Source organism: Aequorivita antarctica (genome assembly GCF_007997155.1).
In the GTDB taxonomy this organism is placed as follows: domain Bacteria; phylum Bacteroidota; class Bacteroidia; order Flavobacteriales; family Flavobacteriaceae; genus Aequorivita; species Aequorivita antarctica.
Genome location: NZ_VORT01000008.1, coordinates 107,276 through 126,739, shown reverse-complemented (window position 1 = coordinate 126,739; position 19,464 = coordinate 107,276). Strand labels below are relative to the sequence as shown.

13 protein-coding genes and 1 pseudogene are annotated in these 19,464 nt (G+C 39.8%); 2 read left to right on the top strand and 12 right to left on the bottom strand.

The features are described from left to right. Positions 1 to 73 precede the first annotated feature (73 nt). The 12 genes and pseudogenes from ESU54_RS12035 to ESU54_RS11985 all read right to left on the bottom strand — a co-directional run bounded on the left by ESU54_RS12035 (position 74) and on the right by ESU54_RS11985 (position 15,702). Positions 74 to 2,731, bottom strand: coding sequence for a YCF48-related protein (locus ESU54_RS12035; RefSeq protein ID WP_111844969.1), 2,658 nt, complete (start codon positions 2,729 to 2,731; stop codon positions 74 to 76). Between the two features lie 192 nt (positions 2,732 to 2,923). Next, a complete protein-coding gene (locus ESU54_RS12030) occupies positions 2,924 to 4,054 on the bottom strand; it encodes a tetratricopeptide repeat protein (protein ID WP_111844970.1) in 1,131 nt (376 codons plus the stop codon). Beyond that, complete coding sequence (locus ESU54_RS12025) at positions 4,038 to 5,597, bottom strand: helix-turn-helix domain-containing protein (RefSeq protein WP_111844971.1); 1,560 nt, start codon at positions 5,595 to 5,597, stop codon at positions 4,038 to 4,040. Before ESU54_RS12025 ends, ESU54_RS12030 begins: the two co-directional genes overlap by 17 nt. Positions 5,598 to 5,761: 164 nt before the next feature. Continuing rightward, on the bottom strand, positions 5,762 to 6,238 hold the full coding sequence (locus tag ESU54_RS12020) for a DUF4199 domain-containing protein (protein WP_111845003.1): 477 nt from the start codon (positions 6,236 to 6,238) through the stop codon (positions 5,762 to 5,764). A 115-nt stretch (positions 6,239 to 6,353) separates the two neighbouring features. Beyond that, positions 6,354 to 6,763: pseudogene (locus ESU54_RS18110) on the bottom strand (DUF1579 domain-containing protein). Positions 6,764 to 7,156: 393 nt separating this feature from the next. Continuing rightward, on the bottom strand, positions 7,157 to 10,516 hold the full coding sequence (gene secA / locus ESU54_RS12010; protein ID WP_111844972.1) for a preprotein translocase subunit SecA: 3,360 nt from the start codon (positions 10,514 to 10,516) through the stop codon (positions 7,157 to 7,159). A 224-nt stretch (positions 10,517 to 10,740) separates the two neighbouring features. Next, the gene (locus ESU54_RS12005) at positions 10,741 to 10,962 is read right to left on the bottom strand and encodes a DUF2795 domain-containing protein (RefSeq protein ID WP_014782927.1); all 222 of its coding nucleotides are present in this window, start codon (positions 10,960 to 10,962) and stop codon (positions 10,741 to 10,743) included. 145 nt (positions 10,963 to 11,107) lie between these two features. Beyond that, positions 11,108 to 11,680 (bottom strand): cob(I)yrinic acid a,c-diamide adenosyltransferase, encoded by a 573-nt coding sequence (locus ESU54_RS12000; RefSeq protein ID WP_111844973.1) that lies wholly within the window; start codon positions 11,678 to 11,680, stop codon positions 11,108 to 11,110. 112 nt (positions 11,681 to 11,792) lie between these two features. Further along, the gene (locus tag ESU54_RS17850; protein WP_160113288.1) at positions 11,793 to 11,969 is read right to left on the bottom strand and encodes a hypothetical protein; all 177 of its coding nucleotides are present in this window, start codon (positions 11,967 to 11,969) and stop codon (positions 11,793 to 11,795) included. An 84-nt stretch (positions 11,970 to 12,053) separates the two neighbouring features. Beyond that, positions 12,054 to 12,758 (bottom strand): ABC transporter ATP-binding protein, encoded by a 705-nt coding sequence (locus tag ESU54_RS11995; protein ID WP_111844974.1) that lies wholly within the window; start codon positions 12,756 to 12,758, stop codon positions 12,054 to 12,056. 209 nt (positions 12,759 to 12,967) lie between these two features. Next, a complete protein-coding gene (locus ESU54_RS11990) occupies positions 12,968 to 13,744 on the bottom strand; it encodes an O-methyltransferase (RefSeq protein WP_111844975.1) in 777 nt (258 codons plus the stop codon). 86 nt (positions 13,745 to 13,830) lie between these two features. Beyond that, the gene (locus ESU54_RS11985; RefSeq protein ID WP_111844976.1) at positions 13,831 to 15,702 is read right to left on the bottom strand and encodes an ABC-F family ATP-binding cassette domain-containing protein; all 1,872 of its coding nucleotides are present in this window, start codon (positions 15,700 to 15,702) and stop codon (positions 13,831 to 13,833) included. A gap of 413 nt (positions 15,703 to 16,115) precedes the next feature. Here ESU54_RS11985 and ESU54_RS11980 point away from each other — a divergent pair, with 413 nt between their 5' ends. Together ESU54_RS11980 and ESU54_RS11975 are read left to right on the top strand one after the other, a co-directional pair. Further along, positions 16,116 to 16,910 carry a polysaccharide biosynthesis/export family protein gene (locus ESU54_RS11980; protein WP_111844977.1) on the top strand — a complete coding sequence of 265 codons (795 nt, stop codon included), beginning with the start codon at positions 16,116 to 16,118 and terminating at the stop codon, positions 16,908 to 16,910. A gap of 6 nt (positions 16,911 to 16,916) precedes the next feature. After that, positions 16,917 to 19,385 carry a GumC family protein gene (locus ESU54_RS11975; RefSeq protein ID WP_111844978.1) on the top strand — a complete coding sequence of 823 codons (2,469 nt, stop codon included), beginning with the start codon at positions 16,917 to 16,919 and terminating at the stop codon, positions 19,383 to 19,385. Positions 19,386 to 19,464 lie beyond the last annotated feature (79 nt).

Genomic DNA, 19,464 nt, shown 5'->3' with positions numbered 1-19,464 from the left:
CGCCCTCCTATTAGTTAAAGGGCGGTTTATTCAAAATCCAAAAATCAACTATGAAAAAAATTACTATTAACTATTAGTTTTTTACGATTTTGAAAGTCTCTGTTGCATTGTTTGCGGTTACCCTTGCAAAATAAATACCTGTTGAAAGTGCAGCCATATCTATTTCACCGTTCATACTGTTGAGATCTTTGTGCAACAATTGCTGTCCGTTGATATTAAAAATGACTACGGAAGTGATTTCCGTTTTTGCAGTTATTTGCAAAACATCAGTTACGGGATTTGGGTATAACGCTAGTTGCTGTAACTGGTTATCTTGCGTGCCAAGAATAGTCTCACAGCTTAGTTCCAATTGGAAGTTACCAGCTTTGGTATCATCATAACCTTCTACCATTATAATATAAGTACTTGTTCCGTCAGATTCAAATGTCAACTCTGGTTGATTAACACATGAGCTGTCGTTGAAAGCGATTTGGTTAGTCAAGTTACAATCACTATAAACTCTAACGGTAGTTGCAAAATTTGTAGCAGGACCACAAGCATTCAAAGTAATAGTTTCTGGATCACCTGCACCAGTATAGGAATAGAAAACATCTGGAGAAGCGTTTCCGCCTGAATCTGTTGCAAATACGGTTGAGTTAGTAACAAGATCACCGCAAGCCAATGGGATTGACTCAACACAGTCGTCATTTGTAGGGACGCTAGGAAGCTGAACACGATAGGTAAATATATCTCCCCAAGGGCCAATAGTAGGGTCGTAACCCCAACCTGTAATATATTCTCCGTTAGCGGACAATCCATTTGCAGACCATATTGGACTAGCGCTCATTGTATATCCTAATGTATCTGTAACAAAAGAATTAAATTCAACCATACCAGTTGATTCAGTCCAGATGAAAGGAATATTTGGAGTCCAAGGATCTATGATAAATAATCCAATTATTCTACTTCCGTCAGCACTCATTCCAGTTACAATTCCTGAAGCTCCAGGATATAAAGTACCTAATGATTCATATCCTGTAGCTTCGCTCCATCTCCAAGGATCGTTGTTGTTGGCGAAGTCTCCATTACCAGCTATCCAGTTACCATCAGCAGAAACTGCTTGGCACTCACCCAATTGGTTAAATTCATCATTTGGATCGCCATTAGGATCTAAAAGTAGATATTCGTTTGGTAGGTAATCACCATTGGCGTCTTTTCTCCATACAGCCGATTTCCAGGGGCCGTTAAAATCTTGCCAGCCTACAATAACACTTCCATCACCGTTAACAGCATTTGCACGTGTGCTTCGGTTGATGCTTGTATAAAGACTTCCTAAATCTATCAGGCCAGTTGCAGCTGTCCAAGCAGTGGCATGAGCAGGAGTTCCAGATATTCCTGGTATTTTTTCTACATAAGCAAGTCCTACAATGGTAGAGCCATCTCCTGAAATATCATAGCCTGAGCTTCTGCTACTGTCCACATTAATTCCAAAACTTCCCATTGAGGTCCATTCATCATTAGTTAGGTTATACATTGATTGTTCTGTATATGTATTTGTTGCTCTCGCTTTACGAAACATTACCCCATGTGCGCCAACAATATAGCCTGTACCGTTTGGTGTATAAACAACGTCATACAGTGCTTCGCTAAAAGTGGTAGTTCCTAGGTTGTTTATTGGCCATGTTGCACCGCCGTCTTGAGATTCAGCGATAATTTCGGGAGTTCCTACAAGAACTACATTATCTGCGTCAGACCAAGCTGCATCGCGCCAGATTACTCCTTCAATAACTTCTTGTCCTGTCCAAGTTACACCACCATCAGTAGTTCTATAAACATCACTATCAGCTGTAGCTATTCCGTTCATTAAATCGTTGAAAGCTATTCCAACCAATAAATCATTTGCAGGAGTAGTGAATACGGTGGTCCAAGTTGCACCATTGTCGGTAGATTTTTGAATCTGACCTGCATTAGTAACTAAGAAGTAGGTGTCACCTTCAACATACGTTAATTTATAAGGAATTGCTTCCAGTCCTGAACCTGCTACCCAAGTAGCACCACCATCATTAGTAGTATAAACTGCCATTCCGGTATCTGTCTGGGCCGTAACAACGCCATTCGATTCATCCTTAAATTCTATGCCTGTATAAATATACGCATCAGGAATCGGAGTTTGTATAGTCCAAGTATTACCGCTATCAGTTGTTTTTGCAAAATATTGGTTCCATCCACCAACGTAGCCAGTCCATTGTGAAGGAAAGCTCATGGCTTCAATGCCTTGGTCTTCTCCTGTCCAAAGTTCGGTCCAGGAATCGCCACCATCATCAGTTCTCAATACAATTCCATCGCCATTATAGGTCAATGATTCGCCTGCGGCATAGGCAATAATATCACTACCACCGGGAAATGTAATATCTCTGATGATATAATCGAAACCAACATTCAACTTTTCCCATTCTACTGGAACGGTAGTGGTAACATTATCTGTTCCCGAAAGTAGGTTTCCGTCATCAGAAAATTCTGCTGACCCACCTCCACCTAAACCAGGTGCGGTACCGCCAATTTCTTCAAAAGTATTGGTCTCTGGAGTCCATAATGAATATGGTCCGGCTTGAGCTTCGTATCCTGAAACGACACCGTCATTTGAAACATCCTGGGTTTCAAAAAAAGTAGGCTTTACCACAAATTGTGCGGAAGCACTTTCGATGCACAATCCAAAAGCGCACACCATTAATAGAAGAATAATTTTTTTCATCGTAATAAATTTTTATTGATTTGTATAGGTTTAACTGAAGGCTAAAGTAGGTGGGTAAACGCTATAATAAAAGGAGATACCTTTTGAATTTCGTGAATTTTAAAAGGCTAAATTCAGTTTAATCAACTGTATAACAGATATTTATGTAGTTTTTGAGGATTTTGTTCTCCATCCGAAGAAATAGTGTGAAAACTAACTTTTCAGCTTGTTTTCTAACTTTTTTAAGTTCTTTTCCCAAATTATTACGATGCGGATGAGTAAGAAAAGTGCAATTCCAATAACAATTATAAAGATGATTTGAAGGGGTCTGAAATAACTGCGGAGTTGCTCAATTTCTTCCGCCTTGGTTTCGGTTAAATTTATCAAAGATTGGTTGATGGTTTTTCTTTCGGAAATTTTGTTTGCCTTTTTTATCGCTATATATTTTTTTTGATAAAGTGCGTAATTTTCCCAATCGCCGAGGACGAGGTAATTATTGGCAAGACCTTCATAAATTCCACGGTTTAGAATGAGGTCGCCCACATTGCTTGATATTGCAAGGGCATCGGTTAGCAGCGATAAGGCTTCTTTATAGTTTCCATTTAGAGTTTCAGTTTCAGCGAGCCCTTTTTTTCCAAAGGCTATTAAACTTTTAGCACCTATAGTTTTGGCGTGCTCGATGGATTGTAGAAAGCTTTCCTTTGCCTGTGCAGGTTTATTGAGCGATAGTAGACAGTTTCCTTTGTTGTAATAACATATACTCAGATTGGCATTCATAATGGGTTGCCGAGCGATGGTCTTGTTATAAGCTTTGATGGCACCGTCAAAATATTTAAGGGCAATGTCGCAGTTGGTTTGTTCGCGGTAGATGAATCCGCGCAATATGGAGTTATAGCCCAGATAGGTTTGCACGGAATCTTGTTTTGGGTATTTCTCTATTAAAACCAGTGATTCATCAAGATATTCTAAAGCTTTATCGTAAATCTGCAGTTCTTGATAATGCGCTGCAATCCGGTTTAGGATATTCATCTTTTGCAAATCATCGTTTATTTTCGGAATGAGTTCGTTTATTTTAACGATATATTCCGAAGCCTTTTCATAATCTCTTTTGGAAGAATATGCCGTAGAAATGGCAAGTAGGGCATTTATTTTGTTCCGAATGGTAACCTTTGGGTTGTTCAATGCTTCTTGGGCAAGCACAATGGCCTCATCCGGATTTTCATAAATCTGTTTATTGGCTAATTTCAAGATGCTGTCCACCTCCTTTTGCGAATGGACCATTTGCACAAAGAAGAAGAATCCTGCCATGAAAAATAGGGCGCTATGTTTATTCCACTTTTTCATAGATATGTTTGGAGGTTTTCTTTGTGCTTTTCAATAAGTCGATAAAAACGGTTGGGGGAATTCCCGTAACCGCCTTGAAAACAGTGGCAAAACTACTATGGGAAGAAAAGCCGCTCTCTTCGGCCAAATAGCTTATTTTATATTGCAGATAGGTTCTATTGCTCTTTAGTTTGTCTATAATGTAATTGATGCGGAGCTCGTTAATGTAACTGTTGAAATTTTTCCCTTTATGAGTGTTTATAATTTCCGAAAGGTATTTTGTATTGGTCTCAAAATTTGCTGCCAATAGCGCTAAGGACATATCCTGCTTGGTAAACTGTTTTGATTTTTCAAACTGTTCCAATTTGCTCACTATTGCATTTTCCGTTTCCTGTGGAATGTTTAGGCCTTTTGAAATTTCTTTTATAGGAAGGTTTTCTATGGGTCTTTGCCTGTTTTCAATGTAGGTTAAAAAACGGTTGTATTGTCTGGCCCTGTTTCGGTAGCGAAAGCGAAGGAGCAACCAGGTTAGAAAAATAACCAATAATACAGCTGAAAATATCCATAAATTACGGGTGTATGTTTTTTTCAGGGTGTCCCTTTTTGCTGTGTGGTTGTTGTTCACATAATTGTAAATGGCGTTTATTGCTTGGTCTTCCGCTGTTTCCGCCTCATCGTCTAGTTGTTGCGCTGTTTTTTTATAGGAATAAAATTGCGGGGAGTCTTTTAGGGCCAAATAAACGGAAGACAGGTTTTCTGAAATATGGGATTGGTAATTTTTGTTTTGGAACAGTTCTGCAATTTGCAAAGCAGTTAGGTACGATTCAATAGATTTGGAGTAGTCCTGTTTCAGGAAAAACAACGCTCCCATTTGGTTCAGCACTACCATTTTAAGATAGTTATTGGGGTGTTCGCCAGCTGTGTTTTCAAGGAGGGCTTCAAGATGGTTTTGGGCGGTATCTATGCTGTAAACCTTTGCGTAAAGGGTTGCCATAATTGCGGTGGTCTCGTTTACCAAGGCTTTATCTGGAATTTTTTCGAAAATGGAATTTGCCTTGCCAAAATATTCCAAAGCTTGTTGCCAGTTGTCTTGCTCCATTTCCTTATAGCCATTTAAAAGTACTTTTCCACCTATGGAAAAATTAGAGGATTCCACTGCTTTCTGAATGGGAACAGGAGCATTGGTGTTTATATAATATCGCTCCGCAACTGCATTCAACCCCAAATGATTTAATAGGGGGATGGAAGCCAGGGTTGCCTTTAATTGCATCGGTATATTTTCAGTTGACTCTGCGAGTACTTTTGCTTCAACTCCTGCATTTACGGCGTTTTCAAATTCGCCTTTTATATAATAAGCATTAGTATTAAGCAGGTTTGCTTGGATAAGTTGATCTGCGTTGTTTGAATTTTGCAGAACGTGGTTCGCTATTTTGATGGATTCATCGGGCTGGGTATATAGAACCGTTTCGGCATTCGCTAACATATCCTTATAATCGCCATCGTCTTGAGCAGAAGCAACCAAGCTCACTAGAGCCATTGAACATATATAAAAAATAGAGCGCATGTTTTAACAAAGTATCAATGCCACAAGATACATAAAGTTAAATTTTTGACAGAATTTAGGAATCTATTTTTAAATAAAAAACAAAGCTAATTTTCATGCTGAAATAAGGGTTTTTGATGGGGTATTGCTGAATTACCCCTATAATTCATCACATAAATTTATTTCTATTTTTTCCGAACAAATATAGCTACAACTGCCGCCATTACAATTCCAAAACCCAGCGCCCCAAAAGCAGATTGCCATATATAATTATTTATGTTGAAATAGTCATTGGCTTTGGTGCGCGCCATTAAGTCGTTGGTAACGGAGTATTCTATCACGTTGTTGAAGTATTCTGGTGTAATGTAATTGTGCGTTATGTATTGCGCCAAAGGTGAAAGTAGGGCTATAAAAACACTGAGAATTACTCCTGAACGAAAACCTTGCAACCAAGACATTTCCCTACCATAGACCCTTCTTCTTTTTTCGCGCATTTCCAATAAATACATCAAAATAGCGAAGGGGACAAAGAACAAGGTTAGCCACCAATGGTCTGCAATCTGTTCTCCATGCCAGCCAAGGGTTTTTTCAAGAAGCATCCACGAAAGAATAGCGATGGTAAAAATCACGGCCCATTTAAATTCTATAAATTTTTTTTTCATAAAATAAATTTTATCTTTTTCTTTTGCAATTTTCATTAAAGATAGCTCTTTTGAATAAAAGAAATCCCGAAGATTTTTGCCTCGGGATTTAAATTTTTTATGGATACTGGAGAACTTAAATTCGCTTCATTATTATTTCCATATTCTTAGTTTCTTTCCCTCCAGCAGGGGTGTCAAACATTTCCATCTTTCGGGTGTTATCGTCTATTATGGTATAAACTTGACGCATTTGCTTTTCTTTACCTGTCATCGGATCTACCATGGAGCCTGTAAGGGTTGTAGATTTGCTGGCCTCATCATATTTGCCTCGCATTACACTTAATCCTGTGCCCATATTGTCTATCCAAGAGAGATATATTCTTTTGTAGCATTGTCGTAAGCGAGTGTGGATTGGCCTTCAAAAGGCATCCCCATCATTTCTCCTGTAATATTACTCACTTGATAGCGCCCACCCATAATCATTTTGATGTTTTCTGTAGCAGTTGCTTTTTCCGGTGGAGCATCAGGTCCCATCCAAAAAGTCATTTCGTCCTTCCATTTGCCTTCCTCGGTCGCCATCATTTTGTGTGGTTCAGTTGGAGTCATATATGCCTCCCAAGTCTTTTGCATAGCAATGGAATCCATGGGTTCCTCTATCATTTTTGCCTCTTCAGTAACAGTAGTATCCGCTACAATTGTCGCTTCAGTTTCCGTTGTTTTTTTATTTTCATTTTTACAGGAAACAAAACAAAGCGAAGCTGCTGAAAATAAAATAATTAATTTTTTCATGATTGTTGATTTTAAGATAGTTAAGAAAGCTAATTTATAAAAAAAACAGCAAAGCAATAAACATACGCCTCATTATTAGGGGTTTATAGAAATAAAAACCCCCTCTTGCAAGTACAGGAAGGGGTTTCAGTATTATAGTTTGTGATTTTTTTATTCATCCACAAGCACCCAATCGCCTTTGTCAAGCATCGGGATGGCTTGTTTGAATTTCATCGTTTTGTTCTCTCCGCTCATCACGTGTTTAATAGTCACTTTATCGTTGCGGTTAATTTTTGGACGGTCGCGAACTATGGTTTCCGTTACTTGTTGGTTTTGCGGTTGCGTATTACCAGCGGCACGCGACTGTGCGGCGCGTTCATCCATATTGGGTATTTCGTCTTTTTGCTCGCTTAGGTTTTCTTTTCGTTTAACCTCTCGTGCTTCTTGGATTTGCTGTTGATTTTCCTGTGGAAGCTCCCCTTTGAAAAGGAAGGAGATTACCTCTTTGTTCACTTTTTCAATCATTGCTTTAAAAAGTTCAAAAGCTTCAAACTTATAGATCAATAATGGATCTTTCTGCTCGTGAACTGCAAGCTGTACAGATTGTTTTAACTCGTCCATTTTTCTTAAATGCGTTTTCCAGGCATCGTCAATAATGGCCAAAGTGATGTTTTTCTCAAAATCGTTTACCAGTTGTTTTCCTTCAGTTTCGTAAGCTTTTTCAAGATCAGTAGCTACGTTTAATGTTTTTACACCATCGGTAAAAGGAACTAGGATTCGCTTGTACTTATCTTTTTGTGTTTCGTAAACATTTTTGATTACGGGAAAGGCCATTTCGGCATTGCTCACCATTTTATCCTGATAGTGAAGAAAAGCGGCTTTATAAACTTTTCCAGAAATCTCCTTGCTGTCCATTTTCTCAAACTCCTTTTCAGAAATAGGAGAACTCATGGAAAAGAAACGGATGAGCTCAAATTCAAAGTTCTTATAATCCTGCGCCATTTTGTTGCTTTCGGCAATTACTTCGGCAGTGTCAAAAATCATATTTGCTATATCCACGCGAAGACGGTCGCCAAATAGAGCGTGATATCTACGTTTGTAAACTACCTCACGTTGGGCATTCATTACGTCATCATATTCCAACAATCTTTTTCGGATTCCGAAGTTGTTTTCTTCCACTTTTTTCTGCGCGCGCTCAATGGATTTTGAAATCATACTGTGTTGTATCACTTCGCCTTCCTTCAAGCCCATACGGTCCATCATTTTTGCAATTCGCTCACTTCCGAAAAGACGCATCAAGTTGTCTTCCAAAGAAACATAAAACTGTGAGCTTCCCGGATCTCCTTGACGACCACTACGTCCGCGCAACTGTCTGTCCACGCGACGTGAATCGTGACGCTCGGTACCTACAATTGCAAGACCACCAGCTTTTTTCACCTCCTCACTCAATTTAATATCCGTACCACGACCCGCCATGTTGGTTGCTATAGTTACGATTCCGCTCTTTCCTGCTTCGGCAACAATATCTGCCTCACGTTTGTGAAGTTTCGCGTTCAATACGTTGTGGGGAATGTTACGGATGCTCAACATCCTGCTTAATAATTCTGAAATTTCCACGGAAGTGGTACCAATCAAAACAGGTCGTCCTGCTTGTGAAAGTGCAACTACCTCTTCGCCAACAGCGTTGTATTTTTCTCTTTTTGTCTTATAAATTTTATCTTCGCGGTCAAAACGTGCAATGGGGCGGTTAGTTGGAATTTCAACCACATCCAATTTGTAGATTTCCCAAAGTTCGCCGGCCTCTGTAACCGCAGTACCCGTCATTCCCGAAAGTTTGCGGTACATACGGAAGTAATTCTGAAGTGTAATTGTAGCAAAAGTCTGGGTCATGGCTTCGATTTTCACGTCCTCTTTTGCTTCAATTGCTTGGTGAAGTCCGTCGCTGTAACGGCGCCCGTCCATAATACGGCCGGTTTGTTCATCAACAATCATTACTTTGTTTTCCATCACCACATACTGATCGTCTTTTTCAAAAAGCGTGTAAGCTTTCAAAAGCTGGTTCATGGTATGAATACGTTCACTTTTCACAGAGAATTCACGGAAAAGTTCTTCTTTCTGCGCTACTTCTTCTTCTTTTGGAAGCCCCTTTTTTTCAATATCTGCTATTTCGGTTCCAATTTCTGGCATTACGAAGAAATCAGGGTCGCCTTCACCAGACAAGAAATCTACACCCTTATCAGTAAGTTCTATCTGGTTGTTCTTTTCTTCAATTACAAAATAAAGCTCGGCATCAACCTTTGGCATTTCGCGGTTGTTATCGCTCATGTAATGGTTTTCCGTTTTTTGGAGAATTTGTTTTACTCCTTCTTCGGAGAGATATTTTATCAATGCTTTATTTTTTGGCAACCCACGGTATACACGTAGCAATTGGAAGCCACCTTCTTTGGCATCGCCTTCTTTAATTAGTTTTTTTGCTTCCGCTAAAACGCCAGTCAAATATTTTTTCTGAACCTCAACGATATTATTGATTTTTGGTTTTAGTTCGTTGAATTCGTGGCGATCGCCTTCGGGCACGGGACCAGAAATAATAAGCGGTGTACGGGCATCATCAATTAAAACCGAATCCACTTCATCCACAATAGCGTAGTGGTGCGGACGCTGCACAAGATCGTCTGGGGCGTGGGCCATGTTATCGCGCAAGTAATCAAAACCGAATTCGTTGTTGGTTCCGTAAGTAATATCAGATAAATAAGCTTTTCTTCTCTCTGCAGAATTGGGGCGGTGATTGTCTATACAGTCCACTGTCATACCGTGGAACTCGAACAATGGTGCCATCCATGCGCTATCACGTTTTGCAAGATAATCGTTCACAGTTACAAGGTGAACGCCGTTTCCAGCTAGGGCGTTGAGGTACATTGGTAGCGTTGCAACCAAGGTTTTTCCTTCCCCCGTATGCATTTCGGCCACTTTTCCTTCGTGAAGTGCAACCCCACCAATAAGCTGAACGTCGTAGTGCACCATATCCCAAGTAATGGGTTTTCCAGCGGCATCCCATGAATTTTTCCAAATGGCTTTGTCGTCTTCTAGGGTTACGTAGTCTTTATTAGCGGAAATTTCACGGTCAAACGGGCTTGCGGTAACCGTAAGTGTTTCGTTGTTTTTAAAGCGTTTTGCCGTTTCTTTCATCACGGCAAAAGCTTCGGGAAGTATTTTGGTAAGGGTCGCTTTTTCAATTTCGTAGCGCTCGTCCTTCAGTTTGTCTATCTGGTTGTAGTGATCTTCTTTTTTGTTGATGTCCTGCTCTTCCTCTGATTGTTTTTCAAGGGCATCGATTTGATCCTGAACATCCTTTTGGGCATCTTTTATTTCTTTTCGGAAGAAATCTGACTTCGCTCGAAGCTCATCATTGGAGAGTTTTTCAATTGTTGCTTCGTGTTTTTTTACTTCGTTTACTAGTGGCTGTATTTCGCCTATATCTTTTTTTGATTTATCGCCTACAAAAACTTTTAGTACATTATCTAATATTCCCATGATTATTTATTTTGTTGTGGCGCATAATTATGCGTCTTTACTTATTTTGAAGTGTTGCCGGGCAGCACAGTTTTGTCAATTTTGTTTTACGTTCGCCAATGGGGTCTCAACTGCGCTCGACCAGACAGGGGAACAATACTTTATTTTCAATACTTTTTAAATAAAAAAAAGCCTCGTAAAAGAGACTTTTTATATTATTTTAAATGTTTCCCAAAATAATGGGATTAATATTCATCCTCATTCCAGAGATAATCGTCGTCTGTTGGGTAGTCTGCCCAGATCTCTTCAATAGAGTCATAGGAGTCTCCCTCATCTTCGATTGCCTGAAGGTTTTCCACTACTTCTAGTGGAGCACCGGTCCTGATCGCGTAATCAATCAATTCATCTTTAGTTGCGGGCCAGGGTGCATCGCTTAAATAGGATGCTAATTCTAATGTCCAGTACATAGCACTTTAGGTTTTAATTTTCTGCAAAAGTAATTTTTTAGATCAAAAAGTCAAGTAAAATCCAAATTATTTCTGCTATATTTTAAAGAACTTATGTAAACGCCTGATTATTAGGAGCTTTTTATTATTGTTTTAAAAAGAGATTTTACAGTTTTTTTGGGATCCATTGCGTCTCTTCCGCGTTGAGGTCTTTGGACAACTTTCGTGCCAGCACAAACAGGTAGTCAGATAGTCGGTTTAAGTACATCAGTACCCGCTCGTTAATTGGTTCATTTTCATTTAATAACGTTGCGCGACGTTCTGCACGGCGACAGACAGTACGGGCAATGTGACAATATGACACGGTAGTATTTCCACCAGGCAAAATGAAATGTGTCATCTCTGACAAGGCATCATTCATGCTGTCCATTTCGGTTTCCAAAAGGGTAATGTCTTCTTCTTCTATTTTTGGGATGTTTAGGCGTTCCTTGCCGCTTTTTAAGGTTGCCTTTGCAGGGTCTGTGGCTAAAATGGCTCCAAGGGTGAACAATCTATCTTGAATATGCGACAATATTTCTTTGCTTCGCATATCTATATCTTGGGTGCGGATCAATCCCAGATGTGAATTGAGCTCATCAACAGTACCATAACTTTCAATGCGTATGTTGTGTTTTGGAACCCGTGTCCCGCCGAAAAGTGCCGTGGTGCCTGTATCACCGGTTTTGGTGTATATTTTCATTATAGGTATGAGATTTTGCGCAAATTTACGAATAACACATTTAAAAAGCACCTCGAGAAGAGACGAAGGTTCAAAGACTACTTTTTTATTTTTACTAACTACTAACTACTACTTACTGTCCACTTTCTTTCTCCCGTTCCTTTTTCCTTTCGTAATAACTGCTTCGGAAATTTTTGGTTTTACGCTGGCGCTGATTGGTAGCGTTGCGCTTGTTCCAAAAATAGAGGATGGCTAAGAGGAGAATTCCGCCAATTATTAAAATGATGGGGTTTGAAAAATCGAGGCTCATAGCTCAAAGGTAAAATATGAAATGCGAAATTAAAAGAATATTTTTCGACTCACGACTCACGACTCACGACTCACGACTCACGACTCACGACTTACGACTCACAACTTCCTTCTTAGTATCACTTTCTACAACCCCATCTCTAAGACGGATAATCCGGTGGGCGCGTTCGGCTATTTCTTCTTCGTGGGTTACCACAATTACGGTGTTTCCTGCTTTGTGGATGTCGTTAAAAAGGTTCATTATTTCTTCCGAAGTTTTTGAGTCTAAATTTCCTGTAGGCTCATCGGCCAAAATAATAGAAGGATGGTTTACCAAAGCCCTGCCAACGGCCACACGCTGTCGTTGCCCTCCTGAAAGTTGGTTGGGTTTATGGTCCATTCTGTCTGCCAAGCCAACATCTGTTAGAACTTGTTTGGCGCGTTCGGTACGTTCGCTTTTTGAAGCGCCTGCATAAATCATAGGCAATGCCACATTTTCCAATGCAGTAGTGCGGGGTAGGAGGTTAAAAGTTTGAAAAACGAAGCCAATTTCCTTGTTTCTGATTTCAGCCAATTCGTCATCGGTCATATTGCTGACGTCGCTTCCGTTGAGTTCATAACTACCAGAAGTGGGCGTGTCTAAACATCCCAAAAGATTCATTAAAGTGGATTTACCGGAACCAGATGGTCCCATCAAGGCTACGTATTCGCCGCGCTCAATGTCCAAATCAATTCCCTTTAAAACTTTAACTATTTCATTCCCGAGTGGGAAATCTCTGGTGATATTTCGAATTTTTATTACTAAACTCATAGTGGATTTTCAATATGCTTTAATAGGACGCAAAGGTACGAGGGTTGTTACAAATTAAGTTCAAAGTTCAAAATTTAAAGCGACAAGCGAAAAGGAATTAGCGAAAAATTAATTTTAAACTTTGCACTTCCAACTTTGCACTTCCAACTTTGTATTTCGCACTTCCAACTTCGTACTTCGTACTTCGTATTTCGTATTTCGTACTTCCATCAACCAATCCGTATCACAAAATGCTGCTTCGGTTGTTCTTTTCTAAAAAAAACCATTCCCCATTGAAAAGTGTCTATGCTAACGCTTACGTTTTCATTTGCAATTATTTTCTGCCAGGCCGCCGTCATATCCTTGCTCCAGTAAATATCGTCAAAAATAATGACGGAATCATTGTGCACATTTTTTAATAATGAATTGAAATAGCCCAGTGTCCGTTCACCATTGTGGTCGCCGTCAATAAAAATTAGATCGTATTTTTCTGAAGCGTTTTGAGTAATATAATCGTTGAAGACTTCTTGATGGATTGCAATATTATGCAAGTTGAATTTTTCAAAATATTCCTGTGCTTTTTGCAAAGTATTTGGGCAGCCCTCCACGGTGTGTATTGCCGCAAATTCATTCGAAAGTGAAAAAGCAACCGTTCCCAAACCCAGGGAAGTGCCCATTTCGAGTATGTTTTCACTTTTAAAATATTTAGCCAAACGGAATAGTAGTTTTTGCCGTTTCTTACGCATCCCCGCGTTTTTAACAACTGCGGAAACTTTTCGGGCATTGCCTTTAAAAACTCGCGAACCCTGACCAAAATCCTTCATTTCAATCATTGAAGTATCTTTTAACAACGCCTGACGGTAGGTTTTTAAAATGTGATATTCAGGATATTTCTTTTTATCGTTAAAGCATTTCGTCACCAAATCAAACACAAAAGGGGAGTGTACCCCGTGTTTGTTTTTGGAAAGGCGAAGGAATTTTATATAGCTTTTTGATTGATGGATCATTTTTTACGGCTGTATGCTTTAGGCTGTAAGCTAAAATACGAATTAATGAAATGCCTGTGGCCTATAGCTTAAGGCCTAAAGCAAAATTATTCTCCCATTTTCGACGAAAGCTCAAACCAGCGTTCGGTTTGTGTTTCAATCTTATCAATAATCTCCTGAAGTTTTATGGATTGTTTGTCAATTTCAGCACCGTTCCAGTTTTCGGTGGCGAATTTATTTTGAAGTTCCTCGCGGTTTTTTTCAAGATTTGCTATTTCCTTCTCCAGTTTGTTGTATTCCTTTTGCTCGTTATAATTCAGTTTCGCAGGGCTGGAATCTTGCTTCCAGTCTTTTTTAACCTTTGTCGTTGTTTCGCTAGCCTCGCGTTTTTCCTGAATATTACTGTCTTCATAAACTCTAAAATCTGAATAGTTTCCTGGGAAATCCTCCACTTCAGCATTCCCGCGGAAAACAAAAAGGTGGTCCACAATTTTGTCCATAAAATAACGGTCGTGGCTTACAACCAGAAGACAGCCCGGAAAGTCTAAAAGGAAGCTTTCCAAAACATTTAAGGTTACAATATCAAGATCGTTCGTGGGCTCATCGAGAATCAAGAAGTTTGGATTTTTAATTAAAACGGTACACAGATAAAGCCTTTTGAGTTCACCTCCGCTCAACTTTTCAACAAAGTCATATTGCTTTTTTGGATCGAAAAGAAAACGCTCCAAAAGCTGTGATGCGGAAATCTGCCGTCCCTTTTTCAGCGGAATATAATCCCCGTATTCACGGATTACATCAATCACTTTTTGGCCTTCTTTAATGTTGATCCCAGTTTGGGTGTAATACCCAAACTGAACAGTTTCACCCACAACAACTTTTCCACCATCGGGTTTTAATGCTCCGGTTAAAATATTCAAAAAAGTAGATTTTCCAGTTCCGTTTTTTCCGATAATTCCAACCCGTTCGCCACGGTTGAAGTTGTATTCAAACTTATCCAGCAAAACTTTGTCCCCAAACGATTTTGATATTTTGTGAAGCTCCACAACCTTGGTGCCCATACGCTCCATATTCAGTTCCAATTGAACTTCATGGTCGTTGCGACGTTTACTGGCGCGGTCCTTTATTTCGTGGAAATCGTCAATCCGGCTTTTGCTCTTGGTGGTTCGCGCTTTGGGTTGACGGCGCATCCAATCCAATTCTTTTTTAAATAGCTGTTTGGCTTTTCCTGTTTCGGTGGCTTCGTTTTCTATCCGTGCGTCGCGTTTTTCCAGGTAGTAGCTGTAGTTTCCTTTGTAACTGTAAAGAATTCCTTCATCCAATTCCACAATTTCGTTACATACACGTTCCAAAAAGTAACGGTCGTGAGTAACCATAAATAGGGTGAAATTTTCTTTGGCGAAAAGGTTCTCCAGCCACTCGATCATCTCCAGATCTAAATGGTTGGTAGGCTCATCCATAATCAACAGATCGGGCTTTGTTAACAAGGCATTTGCCAAAGCCAAACGTTTTTTCTGTCCGCCGCTAAGTGTGGAAACCTTTGCATGCAGGTCTTCCATTTTCAGTTTAAATAGAATCTGTTTGTAGCGTGTTTCGAAATCCCAGGCGTGGTTGGCGTCCATTGCGTCGAACGCTTTATGGTAGGCTTCCGAATCGTCTGGATTTTCTATGGCGTGTTCGTAGGCTTCAATTATTTTAAGGATCGGATTGTCCGAAGAAAAAATGGTCTGTTCCACCGTAAGCTTGGGGTCCAGATCAGGATCTTGCGGCAAATAGGCAATTTTCAAACCTTTTCTGAAAACAACATTGCCTGTATCGGCCTTATCATTTCCAGCAATTATATTCAAAAGGGAAGTTTTCCCAGTTCCATTTTTGGCTACAAAGCCTATTTTTTGTCCTTCGTTTATTCCGAAGGAAATATTTTCAAACAAAACCCGCATCCCGAAGGATTTGGATAAATTTTCAACTGAAAGGTAGTTCACGGTTTAGATTTTCCGCAAAAGTAATGAAATAGGGAATAGGGATTGGTTATTTCGTGAATCGTTAATTTGGGATTTGTTGATTTTACAATAAAGCTCCTTCCCCTTAGAACAATTTCCAATCAATATCTGGAATACAATTACAGGGGAAGGTGGCAGCTGGGAAATATTTTCATCAAATATCAGATTTCTAATCCAACTGACGGAAGGGGTCTGTTATTTGATTCTGGATTTTCTACTTCGAGTTTTGCTAATTCGGCACTTCGACAAGCTCAATGTAACAGATTTGTTAATTTGAAAACGTCATTGCGAGCGAAGTGAAGCAATCCCATGAACTGTAGTTCCAACTACATCAAAAATATGTTTCATTATTAAATACGTTACTTTATATTTGTCCATTATCAACCCTGCCCTTTATGAAGCTTACGTATCTATTGTTGTTTTTGATTGTCGCAGTGTGCACCACTTCTTGTGTGACCACCAAACAACTTACCTATTTGCAGGAAAACACTAGCAGCACAGATACTTTAGCGCTTTTGCGAAAAAGGCAGGAACCCTACCGACTTCAAATAAATGATCTTTTGAGCATCCGCGTAAAGGCATTGGATCAAGAGACCGTGGGTATTTTTAACCCGATAAGCGATGCCAATCCCAATGCCACAGGCGAGGAAAAGTTGTATTATGACGGTTTTGTTGTGGACGACCACGGCAACATCCGCATCCCTAGTTTGGGGGAAATGAACGTTTTGGGCTACACGGTGGAGGAGGTTCGCGAAAAGCTCGAGGAGCGCTTGTTAAATGATTATTTTAAAGCAGAGGCAAATGTTTTTGTTACTGTGAAACTGGCAGGAATTCGGTATACCATTAATGGTGAAATAGGTGGCCCAGGTTCTAAAATAATTTATCGAGACCAAGTGAGTATTATGGAAGCTATAGCCAATAGTGGAGATATTTCCCTTACTGGGGATCGTAGCGATGTGGTCATTATCCGTCAATATCCCGCTGGGCAAAAGGTGCATCACATAGACCTCACTAAACTGGAAGCGATGAATTCGCCCTATTACTACGTAAAACCGAACGACCTGATTTTGATTAATCCATTGCCACAAAAATCCTTGGGTACGGGGACCACCGGGCTTCAGTCTTTCTCAACCATCATGACGGTTGCTTCAGCTTTGGTAACCACCATTTTATTGTTCACAAGATTATAAAAAGCTATGAACGAGGAATTCGAAATTAACGAAACCCAAATTACATTTGACTTTAAAGGCTTTCTCTTTAAGCTTTTGCGCCATTGGCCGTTGTTTTTGGTTTCTTTGGCCATTGCTTTTTCCATTGCTTATTATATCAATGTCCGCAAACTACCCATTTACCAAATGGAAAATATGGTTTCCATCAAGGACGATCAAAACCCTTTTTTTACTAGTAATACTAGTCTTACCTTTAACTGGGGAGGCACAACAGATAAAGTAAATACAGCCGTTATTACCTTGCAATCGCGTTCGCACAACGAAAAGGTTGTGGAGCGCTTGCAGTATTATATGGATTATCTGCGTGACGGCAAATACCAACAAGTAAACGCATATAAGCAAACCCCATTTTTTGTGGAAGTGGATACTACCAAGCCGCAAATGCTAAACCAGCAAATAAAGGTTGTTTTTAAGGATTCTGTTAACTTCAATTTAAGTGTTTCATTTGAAGAGGCTAGAAACATCAGGTTACAAAATTATAATACCAAGGAAAACAGCACCAAATTTGTGGATGCAGGCGAGTTTTCGCAAAGTTTTAAAATTGGGGAGCACATAAAGTTACCCTTTTTTAATGGCACATTTATGCCAAACCCAGATGTGGTATCAAAGCCAGGGACGCCTTATTATATTATTTTTAGGAACTATGATGGTATTGTAAAGCGGTATTTGGGTATTCGCGTTGATCCCGAAAGCAAAGGTTCCTCGGTATTAAAGATGAGGCTTACTGGAAACAACAAAGCTCAATTGGTGGATTATTTGAATACTTCTGTGGAAGTGTTAAGTGAAGATATGCTAGAGCGCAAAAACCTCTTCGCCACCAAAACCATTAAGTTTATTGACAGTAGCCTTGCTATAAAATCTGTCGAACTTTCAACGGTAGAAGACGAGCTGAACCAATTCAAAGATAAAAATGCCATTTTCGACCTGGCAAGTGAAGGCAACGAAATCAATGGGAAACTGAACGAACTGGACCTGCGGAAAGAATCTGTAAACCGCGAACTGAATTACTATAATACACTTCAAGATTACCTTATTAATCGTTCCGATTATAGGGATGTTCCTGCGCCATCTGTGGCGGGTATTTCAGAGGCTAGCGTGGTGAGTGGGGTAGGGAAGATTGTTTCCCTTGCACAGGAAAGAAATAAACTTCAGTATTCCTTTAAAGAAGGCGCTCCCATTTTCAACGACATTGACAGGCAGATTGATGCTGTTAAAACAGTATTGTTGGAAAATATACGTTCTTCAAAAGGCTTGAAAAACCAAGAGCTCACCTCCATTAATCGCGACATTGGGCGTTATGAGGGCGAAATACGTAAACTCCCAAAAGAACAACAGGACCTTTTAAAAATTGAGCGCCGCTATAACCTGAGTCAAGGCACTTACAATCTGTTTTTGGCAAAACGCAGTGAAGCTGGTTTGGTAAAAGCTGCCAATGTGAGCGATGTGATGATCATAGACCCCGCAAAAGATACTGGCGGCGGACAAATAGGGCCCAATACACAACTAAATTATATGATGGCCGGATTGCTAGGGCTATTCATTCCATTGATGTTTGTCTTTTTTAGGGTGTTTTTTGATACTAAAATCGGTAATCTTAAGGATTTAGAACGGATAACACCTATTCCATTGCTTGGTGTTCTTGGAAAAAGTTATATAGATAACAATCTTGTGGTGCTTACCAAGCCGAAATCTGCAATTGCGGAAGCTTTTAGGGCGCTCCGGTCTAGCCTGCAATTCATTTATAAAAAACAGGGTATAGAAGGCGCAAAAACAGTACTTGTTACCAGTTCCGTCAGTGGAGAAGGAAAGACATTCTGCTCCATCAACCTTGCCTCGGTTTTTGCTTTAAGTGAGAAAAGAACTGTTTTGGTTGGTCTTGACCTAAGAAAACCAAAGATATTCGGCGATTTCAATATCAATAATTCAATGGGGGTGGTTAATTATCTTATCAATGAAGCAGATATTGACACCATTATCCAAAAAACAGAAGTAGCGTATTTGGATGTCATCCCTTCCGGCCCAATTCCTCCAAACCCTTCCGAATTATTGATTAGCGAAAAACTGGACGAACTTATTGAGGGACTAAAGGAACGTTATGACTATATCATCCTCGACTCTCCTCCCTTGGGATTGGTTTCAGATTCTCTAGAACTTATAAAGCATGTGGATGCTACGCTCTATATGGCCCGTTATAATTATACGCATAAAAATATGTTAGCCTTTGTCAACGAAAAATACAAAACTGGCGAAGTGAAACACATAAGCATTGTTTTAAATGACTATGTTGAGAAATCGGGCAGAGGCTATGGCTACGGTTATGGCTATGGCTACGGTTACGGCTACGGTTCTTACGGAAACTATGGCAATGGCTATCACGAAAAAATAAAGTTACCCACGCTTTTGGACAGGGTGAAGAAGTTTTTGAGGATGAAATAACATCTCCCCCCAACCCCCTTACTTCGGCTGCGATCAGCACATTGCTTCAAAGAGGGGGCTTTTTGATTCTAACTATATT

What these genes read in the sequence shown, in the direction of transcription:
- ESU54_RS11980 (WP_111844977.1), top strand. Translation starts at nt 16,116, where the DNA reads ATGAAGCTTACGTATCTATTGTTGTTTTTGATTGTCGCAGTGTGCACC.
- ESU54_RS12035 (WP_111844969.1), bottom strand. Translation starts at nt 2,731, where the DNA reads ATGAAAAAAATTATTCTTCTATTAATGGTGTGCGCTTTTGGATTGTGC.
- ESU54_RS17850 (WP_160113288.1), bottom strand. Translation starts at nt 11,969, where the DNA reads ATGAGCCTCGATTTTTCAAACCCCATCATTTTAATAATTGGCGGAATT.
- ESU54_RS11995 (WP_111844974.1), bottom strand. Translation starts at nt 12,758, where the DNA reads ATGAGTTTAGTAATAAAAATTCGAAATATCACCAGAGATTTCCCACTC.
- secA (WP_111844972.1), bottom strand. Translation starts at nt 10,516, where the DNA reads ATGGGAATATTAGATAATGTACTAAAAGTTTTTGTAGGCGATAAATCA.
- ESU54_RS12005 (WP_014782927.1), bottom strand. Translation starts at nt 10,962, where the DNA reads ATGTACTGGACATTAGAATTAGCATCCTATTTAAGCGATGCACCCTGG.
- ESU54_RS11975 (WP_111844978.1), top strand. Translation starts at nt 16,917, where the DNA reads ATGAACGAGGAATTCGAAATTAACGAAACCCAAATTACATTTGACTTT.
- ESU54_RS12025 (WP_111844971.1), bottom strand. Translation starts at nt 5,597, where the DNA reads ATGCGCTCTATTTTTTATATATGTTCAATGGCTCTAGTGAGCTTGGTT.
- ESU54_RS12030 (WP_111844970.1), bottom strand. Translation starts at nt 4,054, where the DNA reads ATGAAAAAGTGGAATAAACATAGCGCCCTATTTTTCATGGCAGGATTC.
- ESU54_RS12000 (WP_111844973.1), bottom strand. Translation starts at nt 11,680, where the DNA reads ATGAAAATATACACCAAAACCGGTGATACAGGCACCACGGCACTTTTC.
- ESU54_RS11990 (WP_111844975.1), bottom strand. Translation starts at nt 13,744, where the DNA reads ATGATCCATCAATCAAAAAGCTATATAAAATTCCTTCGCCTTTCCAAA.
- ESU54_RS12020 (WP_111845003.1), bottom strand. Translation starts at nt 6,238, where the DNA reads ATGAAAAAAAAATTTATAGAATTTAAATGGGCCGTGATTTTTACCATC.